The sequence below is a fragment of the Streptomyces sp. NPDC048211 genome (assembly GCF_043202315.1).
Lineage (GTDB): Bacteria > Actinomycetota > Actinomycetes > Streptomycetales > Streptomycetaceae > Streptomyces.
Genome location: NZ_JBIDAD010000010.1, coordinates 330,579 through 346,033 on the forward strand (window position 1 = coordinate 330,579; position 15,455 = coordinate 346,033).

The window sequence follows — 15,455 nt, forward strand, 5'->3', positions numbered from 1 at the left end:
GGGCATGCATCACCCCCGGGGTGCCGCCGTCGACCCGCGCACCATCAGCTCCGCGGCGATCGTCGCGATGCCGCCCGGCGGCGGGTCCTCCTTGCCGGTGGCCAGCCGGCCTGCCCGGGCCCCCGCCTCGACGAGCGGCAGCCGCACGGTCGTCAGAGCCGGGACCACGTCCACCGAGAACGGCAGATCGTCGAAACCCGCCACTGAGATGTCCTCGGGAATGCGCAGCCCGCGGTCACGGATCGCCGCGGCGGCGCCCAGCGCGACGGTGTCGTTCGCCGCGACGACGGCCGTGATCTCCGGTTCGCGGCGCAGGAGTTCGACCGTGGCGTCGTAGCCGGAGCGGCGGTCGTAGGAGCCGTGCACGGTGAGCCGCTCCTCGTCGCCGACGATCCCCACGGCCTTCATCGCGTCGCGGTGCCCCTCCAGCCGGTGGCGGGTCGTGGTGCGTTCGACCGGACCCGCGACATAGCCGATGTCGCGGTGGCCGAGCGAGAGCAGGTGCTCGGTGAGGCGTCGGCCGCCGCCCCGGTTGTCGAAGGCCAGCGCGGCCACCACGGAGGCGTTGTCGGGCAGCGGGGGCCGCCCGCACAGGACCACCCGGGTCCCCGCGTCCGCGAGTTTCGCCAGCTTCGCGGACATCGCGGCCTGGTGGGCCGGGTCCTCGACCGCACCGCCGGTGAGGACGACGGCGGCGGCGCGCTGGCGCTGGAGCAGGGTCAGGTAGGTGAGTTCGCGTTCCGGGGTGCCGCCCGTGTTGCAGACGATCGCGAGCTTCTCGCCGCCCGCCCGGCCCGAACCGTCGCCCGGACCGCCGATCTCCGTCTGGGCGGCCCCCGCCATGATGCCGAAGAACGGGTCGGCGATGTCGTTGACCAGGATCCCGATCAGGTCGGACGTGGCCGCGGCGAGCGAACTCGCGGGCCCGTTGAGTACGTAGTCCAGGTCGTCCACCGCACGCAGGACCCGCTCCCGGGTGGACGCCGCCACCGGGTAGTTGCCGTTCAGCACGCGGGACACGGTGGCCGGGGACACCCGGGCGCGAGCCGCCACGTCCGCCAGGGTGACTGTCATCGCATTCCTCCGAGGAGTGATGAGGGGGATGGGACCGAACCAGGAGTGGACCAAACCAATCAGCGCGCCCCCTCTTGTCCAGGCCGCTGTCGGCAGGCTAGCGTCATACCGCATAGAAAGCGCTTGCTACGGCTGTATGGAGGAACTTTCGTGACACGCAGGACAGTGCGCATCGCCATGAACGGCGTCACGGGTCGCATGGGATACCGGCAGCACCTGGTGCGCTCGGTCCTCGCGATCCGCGAGCAGGGCGGTCTCGATCTCGGCAACGGCGACGTGCTGTGGCCCGAGCCGGTCCTGGTCGGCCGCCGCGCGCACGCGCTGGAGGCACTCGCCGAGCAGCACGGTCTGACCGAGTGGTCGACCGACCTCGACGCGGTCCTCGCCGACGACACCATCGACATCTACTTCGACGCCCAGGTCACCTCGGCCCGCGTCGAGGCGATCAAGAAGGCCATCGCGGCGGGCAAGCACATCTACACCGAGAAGCCCACCGCCACCGACGTCGAGGGCGCCCTCGACCTCGCCCGACTCGCCCGCGACGCCGGGATCAAGCACGGCGTCGTGCAGGACAAGATCTTCCTGCCGGGCCTGCTGAAGCTGAAGCGCCTCATCGACGGCGGCTTCTTCGGCGAGATCCTCTCCGTGCGCGGCGAGTTCGGCTACTGGGTCTTCGAGGGCGACTGGCAGGAGGCCCAGCGCCCCTCCTGGAACTACCGCGCGGAGGACGGCGGCGGCATCGTCGTCGACATGTTCCCGCACTGGGAGTACGTGCTCCACGAGCTGTTCGGCCGGGTCACCACCGTCCAGGCGCACGTCCAGACGCACATCCCCGAGCGCTGGGACGAGCACGGCAAGCCCTACGCCGCGACCGCGGACGACGCCGCCTACGGCATCTTCCAGCTGGAGAGCGGCGCCGTCGCCCAGATCAACTCCTCCTGGACGGTCCGCGTCAACCGCGACGAGCTCGTCGAGTTCCAGGTCGACGGCACCCACGGCTCCGCCGTCGCGGGCCTGCGCAACTGCCGCGTCCAGCACCGCTCGGCCACCCCCAAGCCGGTCTGGAACCCGGACCTCCCGGTCACCGAGTCCTTCCGCGACCAGTGGCAGGAAGTCCCCGACAACGCGGTCTTCGACAACGGCTTCAAGGCCCAGTGGGAGCTGTTCCTCCGCCACATCGTGCTCGACGAGCCGTACGCCTGGGACCTGATGGCCGGTGCCCGCGGCGTCCAGCTCGCCGAGCTCGGCCTCAAGTCCTCCGCCGAGGGCCGTCGCTTCGACGTCCCGGAGCTGACCCTGTGACCTTCCACCTCCCGCAGGAAGCACCGGAGTTGATCGCGTGACCATCCACCTCCCGCAGGGCCCGTACGAGCCCCGCGCCACCCCGCTCGACCTCGCCCCCGGCGGGGCGCGCCTGGCCTCCCGTACGGTCTTCTCCGCCGCGCACGTCGTCGCCGACCCGTACGCCGACATCAGCCCGGACTCACCGGCCGCCGTCGACTGGGACGCCACCCTCGCCTTCCGCCGCCACCTCTGGTCGCACGGGCTGGGCGTCGCCGAGGCCATGGACACCGCCCAGCGCGGCATGGGCCTGGACTGGGCCGGCGCGGCCGAGCTGATCCGCCGCTCGGCCGCCGAGGCCAAGTCCGTCGGCGGTGCCATCGCCTGCGGCGTCGGCACCGACCAGCTCCCCGCGGGCCCGGCCACGCTCGCCGAGGTGCGTTCCGCGTACGAGGAGCAGCTCGCCCTCGTCGAGGAGAGCGGCGCCCAGGCGATCCTGATGGCCTCGCGCGCGCTCGCCGCCGCGGCGAACGGCCCGCAGGACTACCTGGAGACGTACGCCCATCTCCTGCGCCAGGCCGGCGAACCGGTCGTCCTGCACTGGCTCGGCCCGATGTTCGACCCGGCGCTGGAGGGTTACTGGGGCTCCAGCGACCTGGACGCGGCCACCGACACCTTCCTCCAGGTCATCGCGGAACACCCGGACAAGGTCGACGGCATCAAGATCTCCCTCCTCGACGCGGAGCGCGAGATCGACGTCCGCCGCCGCCTCCCGAGCGGGGTGCGCTGCTACACCGGGGACGACTTCAACTACCCCGAACTGATCGCCGGAGACGACCGCGGCTTCAGCCACGCCCTGCTCGGCATCTTCGATCCGCTCGGCCCGCTGGCCGCGCACGCGGTGCGGGTCCTGGACACCGGGGACACCAAGGGGTTCCGCGAACTCCTCGACCCGACCGTCGAGTTGTCCCGCCACCTCTTCCAGGCGCCGACCCGCTACTACAAGACGGGCGTGGTGTTCCTCGCCTGGCTGGCCGGCCACCAGGACCACTTCACGATGGTGGGCGGCCTGCAGTCGGCCCGCTCGCTGCCCCATCTGGCGAAGGCGTACGAACTGGCCGACCGGCTCGGCCTGTTCCCCGACCCGGAACTGGCCGAGTCCCGGATGCGCGCGCTCCTCACGGTCAACGGAGGCACCCGATGAGCGACGGCCGTCTCTCCATCAACCAGGAGACCATCAAGCAGTGGTCGCTGCCCGAGCTCGCCGAGGGCTGCGCCAAGGCGGGTGTCGACAAGGTCGGCCTGTGGCGGGCCCCCGTCCAGGAGTACGGCGTCGAGCGCACGGCCCGGCTCCTCCAGGATTCCGGCCTGTCCGTCACCAGCCTCTGCCGGGGCGGCTTCTTCACCGCCCTCGACCCGGCCGAGCGGGCCCGCGCCCTGGACGACAACCGCGCGGCGCTCGACGAGGCGGCGGGCCTGTCCACGGACACCCTGGTCCTCGTCTCGGGCGGCCTCCCGGAGGGCAGCAAGGACCTGTACGGCGCCCGCGAACGCATCGCGGACGCGCTGGCCGAACTGGCCCCCTACGCGGCCGAACGGGGCGTGCGTCTGGCCATCGAGCCGCTGCACCCGATGTTCGCCTCGGACCGCTGCGTCGTCTCCACCCTGGCGCAGGCCCTGGACATCGCGGAACGCTTCCCGGCCGAACAGGTGGGCGTGGTCGTCGACACGTACCACCTCTGGTGGGACGACCGGGCGCCCGCCCAGATCGCCCGCGCGGGCGCGGCGGGCCGGATCCACTCCTTCCAGCTCGCCGACTGGATCACCCCGCTTCCGGCGGGCGTCCTGCTCGGCCGGGGCCAGCTCGGCGACGGAAGTGTGGACTTCCGCGCTTTCCGCACGGCGGTCGAGGCGACCGGCTTCGACGGTCCCATCGAGGTGGAGATCTTCAACGAGGACCTGTGGGCGCGTGACGGCGCCGAGGTCCTGGCGGAGGTCGCCGCGCGTTACGCGGAGCACGCCTGCTGACGCCCTGACCGGCGGGTATCCGTGGAGGTGACCTCCGGGGCAAAAAAGATTGCCGCGGCGTGCAACCGTTCGGGGCTCTGCCGGGTCATATCTGTAGTCGGGAGCTTCCGGGGGGTATCCGGGGGGATGGGGAAGCCCCGGCAGTGGGGGAGAGCGAGAGGGGCCCGGTCGCCGAACCGGGCCCCGTTTCGCTGTCCGGGGCGTGCGCGTTCCCGACCGGTCCGCGGGGCCGGTTCACGGGCTGACGGACAGCCAGACGCGCTCGGGGACGGTGCGCGCGGCTTCTTCGATGTCGATGTCACCGACGGAGAGCCAGCGGCGGGCGATGCCCGTCACCGGGCCCAGGATCAGGGATTCCATGACGGGGAGCGGCAGGGCGGCGAGCCGGCCCGATCGCTGGTGGTGGTGCAGCCAGGCCGCTAGAGGGGCCAGCCGGGCCTCCTGGGCGCCGCGGATCTGCTGGGCGTGCGTGGTGATCTCGCGGTCGACGGTGACGGAGTGCATGAGCCGCGCCGCGTCGGGGTTGGCCTGCACGAACCGCAGATAGGCCCGCACGAGGGCATGGATACCGGACCGGGCGTCGTCCACCTCCCGCAGCGCACCGCCCAGTTCGTCCAGGAGCCGACCCAGCCAGAGCTGCCCGAGAGCGATCACCACGCCGTTCAGGCTGCCGAAGTGGTGGTAGATGCTCCCCGTGCTGACCCCGCTGGCCGAGGTGATCGCTCCCAGGGTGAGGCCGGCTTCGCCGTGTGCCGCGTAGATGTCCAGCGCGCAGTCGAGCACCTGGGCGGCCGTGGCCTCACCGCGTGGTTGTTTCGGGCTCATCGATGCCGTCCTTGCTCCCTGATTCGGCGGTCCTCATGGGCTCCGCCAAGGACAGCGTAGAAGAACGTTCCGTAATTATTTCCAGAAGTAGTTCCAATACCTCTGTCCGGTGCCCCAGACTGAACATCCGTTGCACCAAGTCGCCCACAACCGAAACGAGTTCGGTCACAGCCTCTCGGGGAGGCTGCGGGGGCGGGACACACGGGGGAGCGCTCGACCATGACCAGCGTGCACGACGGCGACCGGGCCGATGACGGGGGCCGCGAGGACTACCTGGACGGTGGCATCAAGCCGCTGACCGGGACCGACCCGGTCCGCATTGGGCCCTACCTCCTGCTCGGCAGGCTCGGGGCGGGTGGCATGGGCCGGGTCTACCTGGCTCGTTCCGAGGGCGGCCGCACGGTCGCGGTGAAGGTGGTGCACGCGGAACACGTCGCGGACCCGCAGTTCAGAGCCCGTTTCCGGCGCGAGGTCGACGCGGCGAGGCGCGTGGGGGAGCGCTACACGGCGCCCGTCCTCGACGCCGCCCCCGACGAGGAGTTCCCCTGGGTGGCCACGGGGTACGTGCCCGGTCTCTCCCTGGAGCAGGTCGTGCGCGGCCACGGCGCCCTCCCCGCCGAGTCCGTGCTCGCCCTCGCGGACGGGCTCCTGCGCGCGCTCAAGGACATCCACGCGGCAGGCATCGTCCACCGGGACCTGAAGCCCTCGAACGTGATGCTCACCGTCGAGGGGCCCAAGGTCATCGACTTCGGCATCGCCCGCGCGGCCGAGACCTCGGTCGAAGCGCTCACCAGTACCGGCATGGTGATCGGATCGCCGGGCTTCATGGCTCCGGAACAGATACGCGGCGAGGGTGCCTGCCCGAAGAGTGACGTGTTCACCCTCGGCTGCGTCCTGACGTACGCGGCGACCGGCAGGCTTCCGTTCGCCAACGGGGTGAGCAACCAGCACGCGGTGATGTACCACATCGTCGAGGCCGAACCCGATCTCGCAGGGGTCGGCGACGAGCGGCTCCGGGCCCTGATTACCCGGCTCCTGGCGAAGGGGGTCGCCGAACGCCCGGCCGTGGACGACCTGCTGGACGAGCCGGACCATGTCCCGGCCGGGGCGTCCTGGCTGCCGGCGGAGGTCGTGGGCCACCTCGCGCGGCAGTCGGCGCGGCTGCTGGACGCGGAGGCGGAACCGGTACGCGAGGAGCCCGTCGACCGGAGCACCCTCGCCCTCGGAAAGGCGCCGGACCCTGCCCCCGCGAGCGACCTCCCCGCCGAGGGGGCGAAGCGTCCGAAGCGCCGGGGTGAGGAGCGCCGCCGCCGTTGGTTCGTGGCTTTTCCGGTGGTCGTCGTCCTGGCCGGGGGCGGCGCCACGATGGTGCTGGCGCCGTGGCCGGGAGTCGGCGACAGCGGTGCTCACGCCTCCCCGCCGTCGCACGGCGCGACGACCGGGCCCGTCTCGGTGCCGCCGTCCCGGTCGGGCAGCCCGTCGCCCGACGGCGCCAAGAGCCCTCAGGGGGTCGGCGGCAAGGGGGACAAGGGCAAGAAGGGGGACGCGGGGGACGACGGAGCGAAGGGCCGGGACGCCGCGGACCCGGGAGGCGGCTCCGCTTCCACGGGGGGCGGCTCCGCCACGGGCACCACGTCCGGCGGGGGCGGCGGGACCTCCACCACCGGGGGCACCTCCACCGGCGGCGGCGGATCCTCCACCACCGGGGGCACCACCGCGACGAGCGGGGGCTCCAGCAGCACGTCGGGTTCGACGAGCGGTAACGGCGGCGGCGGTTCGAGCGGCACGTCGGGTTCCACGGGCGGCACCGGTGGCGGAACCACGGTTCCGGCCGCCTTCGTGGGCACCTGGAAGTTCGGCGAGACCTACAACACCGGTCAGCCGGGCACCATCACCATCTCCTCGAAGGGCGCCGTACGCCAGACCGACTACCCGTACGTCCTCTGCCCGTACGTGGCCACGGTGGAGTCCACGGCGAACGGCGGCGCCCGGATCAACGTCAGCGCCCTGAAGATCGAGGGCGCGAACCCCGGCTACTGCTACACGAGCCTCAACGCGTCCTTCTTCACCCTCAACGGCAGCGGAATCCAGCACAACGTGGGGGACGGCACCGCCAACGGCTACTACTACAAGCGGGGGTGAGGGCGGCCGCGCCGGCCGGGGCCGCAGATCCGGTCAACGTCCGGCGCGGTCCTCCTCAGGTCTCCGGAACAGCGCTCCCCACAGGAACTCCTCGCCGAACCACCGGGATTCGTCCGGCTCGTTCCGCATCCGGCGCAGTTCGACCTCTTCCAGACCTCCCGGCACCCCCTCCGGGCCGGTGAAGATCCAGCGCAGTGATTCCGCGGTGTACGCCAGGCCGCCATGGAGGCCCGCTGTCCGGTAGAGCTCCACGTCGGGCAGTTCCGAGCCCATCGCCCCGGCGGCGAACGCGCCGAGCGACAGATGGCCACCGGGTGCCAGGACCCGGTCCACGTACGCGAGATACGTGATCCGGCGGTGCGGCGGCAGGTGGTGGAAGCAGCCGGAGTCGTGGATCAGGTCGTACGGCCCCTCCGGTGCGCCCTCGGCGAAGGCGTCGCCGCAGTGGAACCGGATGTCCGCACCCGCCTCCCGGGCCCGCTCCCCGGCCCAGGCGATGGCCCCCGGTGACAGATCGACCGCGTCCACCTCGAAGCCGAGCGAGGCGAGATGCAGCGCGTTGCGGCCCGGTCCGCACCCCAGGTCGAGTGCGCGTCCCGGGGTGACAAGGCCGCGTTCCACGTAGGAGACGAGCGTCTCGTCGGGCTTCGCCACGAAGAACGGAACCGCCTTCGACCGGTCCTGGTAGAAGCCGTCCCACCAGTCCCCGGCCTTCTGCGTCCACCGGTCCGCCTCAGGCGCGAACAGGTCGTCCATGAGCCGCAGAACATCCTCGACCGAGCGCACGTTCCGGTCCATCCGGAACCCCCTTTCCGATGAGGGAAGTTTAGGAGGGGCATGCGCATAAGGCCAGGTCACAGCATGTGTGTCAGGCGTCTGGCGGTCCCTGTGACGCTGCGGGACGCACCTGCCGCCACCCTCCCCCGTGCCCACCCCGCACCCCCCTCCACGGGCCCCTGAAGGGCCCCTGAAGGGCCTCTGCGGGGCTGCCAGGGACACCGCCGGGGCGCCTTTCTCACAGGTTGCGGCGCCGGCCTGCCGCCCGGTGGCGGCCCCCGTTCAGCGCGAGGTGGTTCCCTCGGGCGGCATTCCGACGCCGAGGCCGTCCCCGTACGCCTCCCGCGCGTCCGCCAGCTCCGGCAGATGCGTCGCCGCCCACGCGCAGCAGGCTGCCATCGGACCGAGCAACGTACGCCCGAGCGCGCTCAGTTCGTAGTCCACCCGGGGTGGGATGCCGCCGCCGACGGTACGGGTGACCAGGCCGTCCCGCTCCATCGAGCGCAGCGTCTCCGTCAGCACCTTCGGCGTGATGCCGCGCAGCGGGACCTCCAGTTCGGAGAAGCGGCGAGGGCCGGTCTCCAGGCACCTGATGATCTTCGGGGTCCATTTGCCGCCGATCCGGAACGGCGAGGTGGTGTGGGAGCAGCCGGTGAACATTTCGGGATCAAGTGGTTGGCTCACCCTGCTGAGCGTACGTAACTATCGTTGCGGAAACCATGGGGTGCCGAGCTAGCTTCCGGGACATCGGCCGACCGTCCGTCGGCCCTGTCGAGGGGACTCCCATGAGCAGCAGGATCGTCATCTTCGGGGCGGGCGGGCGCGCCGGGCGGCGCGCGGTGGCCGAGGCCGTGGCGCGCGGGCACCAGGTCACCGCGGTGGTCCGCGACCCGGCCGCGTACGGGGACTTGGCCGGGGACGGTGTGGCCGTGGTCGCGGGTGACGTCACCCGGGCGGACAGCGTCGCGGAGGTCGCCGCCGGGCACGCCGCGGCGATCAGCGCGGCCGGCCGGATGGACGTGCCCGCGGACGAGTTCTACGTGAGCGCCGCCCACGCCCTGCTGGACGGCCTGGCCCGTGCCGGGGTAGGGCGGCTGGTACTCATCGGGATCGGATCCGTGCTGGAGACCGAGCCGGGTGTGGCGTTCCACGACGCACCCGGATTCCCCGAGGAGGCACGGGCGTTCTCGCTCGGGCACGCCGCTGAACTGGACGCGCTCCGCGCCGCCGAGACGGACATCGACTGGCTCGTCATCGCCCCGCCGCCCGTCATGCTGGACGACGAGGCCCCGCGCACCGGCCGGTACCGGACGGGCGGCGGCCAGGTGATGGCCGACGGTGCCCCGTCCTTCTCCTACGCCGACCTGGCGGTCGCGCTGATCGACGAGATCGAGACCCCGAAGCACCGGCGCTCGCTCACGGCGGTGGCCGGCTGACCGCGCCCCCGCCGGGTCGCCGCAGCCGGGTCAACCGTCACGGCGGGGAGGACTCGCGGGTCGGACGGCCACGGCCGACACATCGGCCCCTCGGGCTTGTCCGCCAGGCCTGAGAGGGCGGGACCAGGGACGATCGGCTGGCGTCCACTGCCACGACGCCGCCTGCCCGCCGCCCGTCACCACTTGTCGCCGACGCGCACCTTGTCCCACTTGCTCTTGGATATGCACAGCTCGTGCTTGTCGTCGTCCAGTTCGATCTGCCAGCACGCGTCATGGTGCTGCGCGACGCGACGCGTGCCGTCGCTCACCGTGCGGCACGACTTCTTCGACTTGCCGTTGCTCCGCGTCGTGGAGCATGTCCGCTTGGTGACCGGCTTGGTGACGTACGTGGTCCCGGCCCTCTTGTGCTCCTTCTCCGTGATCGTGCCGTGCACGTCGTCGCTCCCGCAGGCGGCGAGGAGCAGTGCGGCGACGGGGAGCAGGGCCAGGGCGGCGATCCGGCGAGCAGGCATGGCAGGTCCTCTGGGAAGGGAGTGGTGCCGGCCCTGCGGGGAGGTGCGGCGGCGGAGGTCAGGCGCGCATCCTAGGGCGGCCGCTCGGCGATGTCAGCCCCGCCCGGTACCGTCACGACCATGTCCACCAGGTCCTCCGCGACGTCCTCCACGACATCGTCCACGCCCAACATGGCCGTCCTGGAAGGCGTACTCGAGCGCATCACGTACGCCAACGAGGAGAACGGGTACACGGTCGCGCGCGTCGACACCGGGCGGGGGAGCAACGACCTGCTCACCGTCGTCGGTTCGCTGCTCGGCGCGCAGCCCGGCGAGTCGCTGCGGATGGAGGGGCGCTGGAGCTCTCACTCCCAGTACGGCAAGCAGTTCACCGTCGAGAACTACACGACGGTCCTCCCCGCCACCATCCAGGGCATCCGCCGCTATCTCGGCTCCGGGCTGATCAAGGGCATCGGCCCGGTCATGGCCGACCGGATCACGACCCACTTCGGCGTGGACACGCTCGACATCATCGAGCAGCAGCCCGAGCGTCTGGTCGAGGTCCCCGGGCTCGGGCCGAAGCGGACGAAGATGATCGCCGCCGCGTGGGAGGAGCAGAAGGCGATCAAGGAGGTCATGATCTTCCTCCAGAGCGTCGGCGTCTCGACCTCCATCGCCGTCCGTATCTACAAGAAGTACGAGGACGCCTCGATCTCCGTCGTGAAGAACCAGCCCTACCGGCTGGCCGCCGACGTCTGGGGCATCGGCTTCCTCACCGCCGACCGGATCGCCCAGGCCGTCGGCATTCCGCACGACAGCCCGGAGCGGGCCAAGGCGGGGCTGCAGTACGCGCTGTCCCAGTCCAGCGATCAGGGGCACTGCTTCCTGCCCGAGGAGCGGCTCATCGCGGACGCGGTGAAGCTGCTCCAGGTCGACACCGGGCTGGTCATCGAGTGCCTGGCCGAGCTCGCCGCGGAACCGGAGGGTGTCGTACGGGAGAAGGTGCCGTCGCCCGAGGGCGGTGAGCCGGTCACGGCCGTCTATCTGGTGCCGTTCCACCGGGCCGAGATCTCCCTCGCCTCGCAGGTGCGGCGGCTGCTGCGGACCCCGGAGGAGCGGATGCCGGCCTTCGGCGACGTGGACTGGGACGCCGCGTTGAAGTGGCTCGCTGGGCGTACGGGAGCGAATCTGGCGCCCGAGCAGGAGGCCGCCGTGCGGCTCGCGCTCAGCCGGAAGGTGGCCGTGCTGACCGGAGGGCCCGGCTGCGGGAAGTCGTTCACCGTCCGGTCGATCGTGGAGCTGGCCCGTGCGAAGAAGGCGAAAGTGGTGCTGGCGGCGCCCACCGGGCGGGCGGCCAAGCGGCTCTCCGAGCTGACGGGCGCCGAGGCGTCCACCGTGCACCGGCTGCTGGAGCTCAAGCCGGGCGGGGACGCGGCGTACGACCGGGACCGTCCGCTGGACGCCGATCTCGTCGTCGTCGACGAGGCGTCGATGCTCGATCTGCTGCTCGCCAACAAGCTGGTCAAGGCCGTGGCACCCGGTGCCCACCTGCTGCTCGTCGGCGATGTGGACCAGCTCCCCTCGGTCGGCGCGGGGGAGGTGCTGCGCGATCTGCTCGCCGGCGGCAGCCCCGTCCCGGCGGTCCGGCTGACCACCATCTTCCGGCAGGCCCAGCAGTCCGGCGTCGTCACCAACGCCCACCGGATCAATGCGGGCGTACCGCCCCTCACCCAAGGGCTCAGCGACTTCTTCCTCTTCGTGGAGGACGAGACGGAGGACGCCGGAGTGCTGGCGGTGGACGTCGCGGCCCGACGTATCCCGGCCAAATTCGGACTGAATCCGCGCCGGGACGTGCAGGTGCTCGCCCCGATGCACCGCGGGCCCGCCGGAGCCGGTCATCTCAACGGCCTTCTCCAGCAGGCCATCACCCCGGGCCGCCCCGGTCTGCCCGAGAAGCGGTTCGGCGGCCGGGTGTTCCGCGTCGGCGACAAGGTCACCCAGATCCGCAACAACTACGACAAGGGGGAGAACGGTGTCTTCAACGGGACCGTCGGCGTCGTCACCGCCCTTGACCTGGACGAACAGAAGCTGAGCGTCCTCACGGACGAGGACGAGGAGATCAGTTACGACTTCGACGAGCTCGACGAGCTGTCCCACGCGTACGCCATGACCATCCACCGCTCCCAGGGCAGCGAGTACCCGGCCGTCGTCATCCCCGTGACGAAGAGCGCCTGGATGATGCTCCAGCGCAACCTGCTGTACACGGCCGTGACGAGGGCCAAGAAGCTCGTCGTGCTGGTCGGCTCCCGGCAGGCGATCGGCCAGGCGGTCCGCACGGTTTCCGCAGGCAGACGCTGTACGGCGCTGGATTACCGGCTGCGCGGAGGTGCCGAAGGAGGATCCTCGGAAAAAATGATCGATCAAATCGGTGGGAAACATCACGCAGGTCTTCCGCAACCGCAGTCAAGGGGGCAGGATGAATAAGTTCGCGGCACTCAGTGCCGCGAGTAGGTCCAATGGACGACCCCGAGTGCACTCTCCTGAGCCAAATGGGGGAGGGTGGAGACAGTCAGGGAACCTCGAAGAAGAGGCACTACGTCGGTGAGGGATGACGTGAGCGAGCACACCAGCAACGCTGTAGTACTGCGGTACGGCGATGACGAGTACACCTACCCGGTGATCGACAGCACCGTCGGCGACAAGGGCTTCGACATCGGGAAGCTCCGGGCGAACACCGGTCTGGTGACGCTGGACAGCGGATATGGCAACACCGCTGCCTATAAATCGGCCATCACCTACCTCGACGGCGAGCAGGGCATCCTGCGGTACCGCGGCTATCCCATCGAGCAGCTCGCCGAGCAGTCGACGTTCCTTGAGGTCGCGTACACGCTCATCAACGGTGAGCTTCCGAAGGTCGACGAGCTGTCGACCTTCAAGAACGAGATCACCCAGCACACGCTGCTGCACGAGGACGTCAAGCGGTTCTTCGACGGCTTCCCGCGCGACGCCCACCCGATGGCGATGCTCTCCTCGGTCGTCAGCGCGCTGTCCACGTTCTACCAGGACAGCCACAACCCGTTCGACGAGGAGCAGCGCCACCTCTCGACGATCCGGCTGCTGGCCAAGCTGCCGACGATCGCGGCGTACGCCTACAAGAAGTCGATCGGTCACCCGTTCGTCTACCCGCGCAACGACCTCGGCTACGTCGAGAACTTCCTGCGCATGACGTTCTCGGTCCCCGCCCAGGAGTACGTGCCGGACCCGGTCGTCGTCTCGGCGCTGGAGAAGCTGCTCATCCTGCACGCGGACCACGAGCAGAACTGCTCGACCTCCACCGTGCGTCTGGTCGGCTCCTCGCAGGCGAACATGTTCGCGTCGATCTCCGCCGGCATCTCGGCGCTGTGGGGCCCCCTGCACGGTGGCGCCAACCAGTCGGTGCTGGAGATGCTCGAAGGCATCCAGGCCAACGGTGGCGACGTCGACAGCTTCATCCAGAAGGTGAAGAACAAGGAGGACGGCGTCCGCCTGATGGGCTTCGGCCACCGGGTGTACAAGTCCTTCGACCCGCGCGCCAAGATCATCAAGGCCGCGGCCCACGATGTGCTGTCCTCGCTCGGCAAGTCCGACGAGCTGCTCGACATCGCGCTCAAGCTGGAGGAGCACGCGCTCAACGACGAGTACTTCGTCTCGCGCAACCTCTACCCCAACGTGGACTTCTACACCGGTCTGATCTACCGGGCCATGGGCTTCCCGAGCGAGATGTTCACCGTGCTCTTCGCGATCGGCCGGCTTCCGGGCTGGATCGCCCAGTGGCACGAGATGATCAAGGAGCCGGGTTCCCGCATCGGCCGCCCGCGCCAGATCTACACCGGCGAGGTCCTGCGCGACTTCGTTCCGGTCGAGGGTCGCTGACCCCCGCATCACCCCCGCACCACCCCGGCCCCGCGGGCCGGTTGCCTTCGCCCCGACTGCCGCGCTTTCGCACAGAGCGCGGTGTCCGGGGCGATTTGCTTGCCCGGGGCGTGTGCCCCCGGGCGTGCGACCCGGGGCGTGCGGGCCACGTGCGCACGCTCCGGGTCCCCTGCGCGCCCGCTCACGTTGCCGCGCCTGCGCGCCCGTGCGTCGCGCCTCGTGGTGTCCGTGACGCGTGCCCGTCCGTTGTGCGTGCCCCCCCGGTGTGCGGGCCGGCCGTAGGGGAGCGCTCCCGTACGAAAGCGAGAAGCGCCCCGCCGTCGATCCCCCCACGGGCCGACAACGAGGCGCTTCCCATTCCCGGTGCGGATTCCCCCCACGGGATCCGGCCGGGCGTTCAGTGGGAGCCGAAGCTCCTGGGTTCCTCGGTACTGCTGGTCCTGCTGGTCCTGCTGGTCCTGCGCTTCTCCTCGTACCGCCGACGCGTGCCGCCTGCGGTCTGCCGGGGTACGTACGGACGGGAGGGCCGCTCAAAGCTCCCCGGTGCACGTGCCCCGGCCACGCTTGCCCGGAGCGTCCCCCAAGACCCTCCGTCGGATGTCCCCCAAGACATCCTTTGGCATCGCACTCTAAGACTCGCGAACCCACCGAATGGTTACCCCTGAAGAGGTGTGATCTAAGTCTCTTTGTGGAAATTACGTGAAGGACCGCAGGCGCAGGCTGTTCGTCACGACGAAGACCGAGGAGAAGGCCATCGCCGCTCCCGCAATCATAGGGTTGAGCAGGCCAAATGCCGCAAGGGGTAGAGCGGCAACGTTATAGCCGAATGCCCAGAAAAGGTTGCCCCTGATGGTGGCCAGGGTGCGACGGGAGAGCCTGATGGCATCGGAGGCCACCTTGAGATCTCCACGAACGAGCGTCAGATCGCTCGCCTCGATCGCGGCGTCCGTGCCCGTTCCCATCGCCAGGCCGAGGTCCGCGGTGGCCAGTGCGGCCGCGTCGTTGACCCCGTCACCGACCATGGCGACCGCCCGTCCCTGAGCCTGCAACCGCTCGATGACGTGCGCCTTCTCCTCGGGCAGCACCTCGGCGCGGACCTCGTCGATCCCGACGGCGCGGGCCACCGCTTCGGCCACCGCCCGGTTGTCTCCGGTCAGCAGGATCGGCGTCAGGCCGAGCGCGCGGAGGTCGGCGACGGCTGCCGCGCTGGTCTCCTTGACCGCGTCGGCGACTTCGAGGGCACCGCGTGCCTCGCCGTCCCAGGCGACCGCGATCGCGGTACGGCCCTGGGCGGCCGCCTCCGTCATCGCGGCGTCCAGAGCGTCGGGGAGGTCGATTCCGGCGTCGGTGAGCAGCCGGGGACGGCCCACGAGGACCGTGTGGCCCTCGACGGTGCCCTGGACGCCGAGGCCGGGGACGTTGGTGAAGTCGTCGGGGGTGGGGAGGGGGGCTGCGGTGCGGGTGGTGGCTCCGGTGGCGACGGCTTGGG

General features: G+C 70.7%; 13 protein-coding genes. 7 read left to right on the forward strand and 6 right to left on the reverse strand.

The features are described from left to right. Positions 1-9: 9 nt before the first annotated feature. Positions 10-1,074: a LacI family DNA-binding transcriptional regulator gene (locus tag ACGFZA_RS32165; protein ID WP_385271159.1), complete on the reverse strand. Its 1,065-nt coding sequence runs from the start codon at positions 1,072-1,074 to the stop codon at positions 10-12. 150 nt (positions 1,075-1,224) lie between these two features. Between ACGFZA_RS32165 and ACGFZA_RS32170 the strand changes: the two genes are divergently transcribed. The 3 genes from ACGFZA_RS32170 to ACGFZA_RS32180 are packed head-to-tail and all read left to right on the forward strand — an operon-like array spanning position 1,225 to position 4,383. After that, positions 1,225-2,376 carry a Gfo/Idh/MocA family protein gene (locus ACGFZA_RS32170; RefSeq protein ID WP_385271156.1) on the forward strand — a complete coding sequence of 384 codons (1,152 nt, stop codon included), beginning with the start codon at positions 1,225-1,227 and terminating at the stop codon, positions 2,374-2,376. A 37-nt stretch (positions 2,377-2,413) separates the two neighbouring features. Further along, entirely contained in the window at positions 2,414-3,559 is a 1,146-nt protein-coding gene (locus ACGFZA_RS32175) for a dihydrodipicolinate synthase family protein (protein ID WP_385271153.1), read from the forward strand. After that, a complete protein-coding gene (locus tag ACGFZA_RS32180) occupies positions 3,556-4,383 on the forward strand; it encodes a sugar phosphate isomerase/epimerase family protein (protein WP_385271150.1) in 828 nt (275 codons plus the stop codon). Before ACGFZA_RS32175 ends, ACGFZA_RS32180 begins: the two co-directional genes overlap by 4 nt. A gap of 234 nt (positions 4,384-4,617) precedes the next feature. Here the strand turns inward: ACGFZA_RS32180 and ACGFZA_RS32185 are convergent, their stop codons facing one another. Further along, positions 4,618-5,208 carry a TetR/AcrR family transcriptional regulator gene (locus ACGFZA_RS32185; RefSeq protein ID WP_393683759.1) on the reverse strand — a complete coding sequence of 197 codons (591 nt, stop codon included), beginning with the start codon at positions 5,206-5,208 and terminating at the stop codon, positions 4,618-4,620. Positions 5,209-5,427: 219 nt separating this feature from the next. On the opposite strand from ACGFZA_RS32185, the gene ACGFZA_RS32190 reads away from it, so the two are divergent. After that, a complete protein-coding gene (locus ACGFZA_RS32190; protein ID WP_385271144.1) occupies positions 5,428-7,350 on the forward strand; it encodes a serine/threonine-protein kinase in 1,923 nt (640 codons plus the stop codon). 33 nt (positions 7,351-7,383) lie between these two features. On the opposite strand, the gene ACGFZA_RS32195 is transcribed toward ACGFZA_RS32190, so the two are convergent. Then, on the reverse strand, positions 7,384-8,148 hold the full coding sequence (locus tag ACGFZA_RS32195; protein ID WP_393683762.1) for a class I SAM-dependent methyltransferase: 765 nt from the start codon (positions 8,146-8,148) through the stop codon (positions 7,384-7,386). Positions 8,149-8,409: 261 nt separating this feature from the next. Next, the gene (locus ACGFZA_RS32200) at positions 8,410-8,787 is read right to left on the reverse strand and encodes a winged helix-turn-helix transcriptional regulator (RefSeq protein WP_385271892.1); all 378 of its coding nucleotides are present in this window, start codon (positions 8,785-8,787) and stop codon (positions 8,410-8,412) included. 125 nt (positions 8,788-8,912) lie between these two features. Between ACGFZA_RS32200 and ACGFZA_RS32205 the strand changes: the two genes are divergently transcribed. Continuing rightward, positions 8,913-9,563, forward strand: coding sequence for an NAD(P)-dependent oxidoreductase (locus ACGFZA_RS32205; RefSeq protein ID WP_385271138.1), 651 nt, complete (start codon positions 8,913-8,915; stop codon positions 9,561-9,563). A 176-nt stretch (positions 9,564-9,739) separates the two neighbouring features. Here the strand turns inward: ACGFZA_RS32205 and ACGFZA_RS32210 are convergent, their stop codons facing one another. Beyond that, a complete protein-coding gene (locus ACGFZA_RS32210) occupies positions 9,740-10,075 on the reverse strand; it encodes a hypothetical protein (RefSeq protein WP_385271135.1) in 336 nt (111 codons plus the stop codon). 120 nt (positions 10,076-10,195) lie between these two features. Here ACGFZA_RS32210 and ACGFZA_RS32215 point away from each other — a divergent pair, with 120 nt between their 5' ends. Beyond that, a complete protein-coding gene (locus ACGFZA_RS32215; protein ID WP_393683765.1) occupies positions 10,196-12,538 on the forward strand; it encodes an ATP-dependent RecD-like DNA helicase in 2,343 nt (780 codons plus the stop codon). 129 nt (positions 12,539-12,667) lie between these two features. Next, the gene (locus tag ACGFZA_RS32220) at positions 12,668-13,966 is read left to right on the forward strand and encodes a citrate synthase (protein ID WP_327711111.1); all 1,299 of its coding nucleotides are present in this window, start codon (positions 12,668-12,670) and stop codon (positions 13,964-13,966) included. Positions 13,967-14,661: 695 nt separating this feature from the next. Here ACGFZA_RS32220 and ACGFZA_RS32225 read toward each other — a convergent pair. Further along, positions 14,662-15,455: heavy metal translocating P-type ATPase (locus ACGFZA_RS32225; RefSeq protein WP_393683768.1), on the reverse strand; the 794-nt coding region annotated here is incomplete at its 5' end.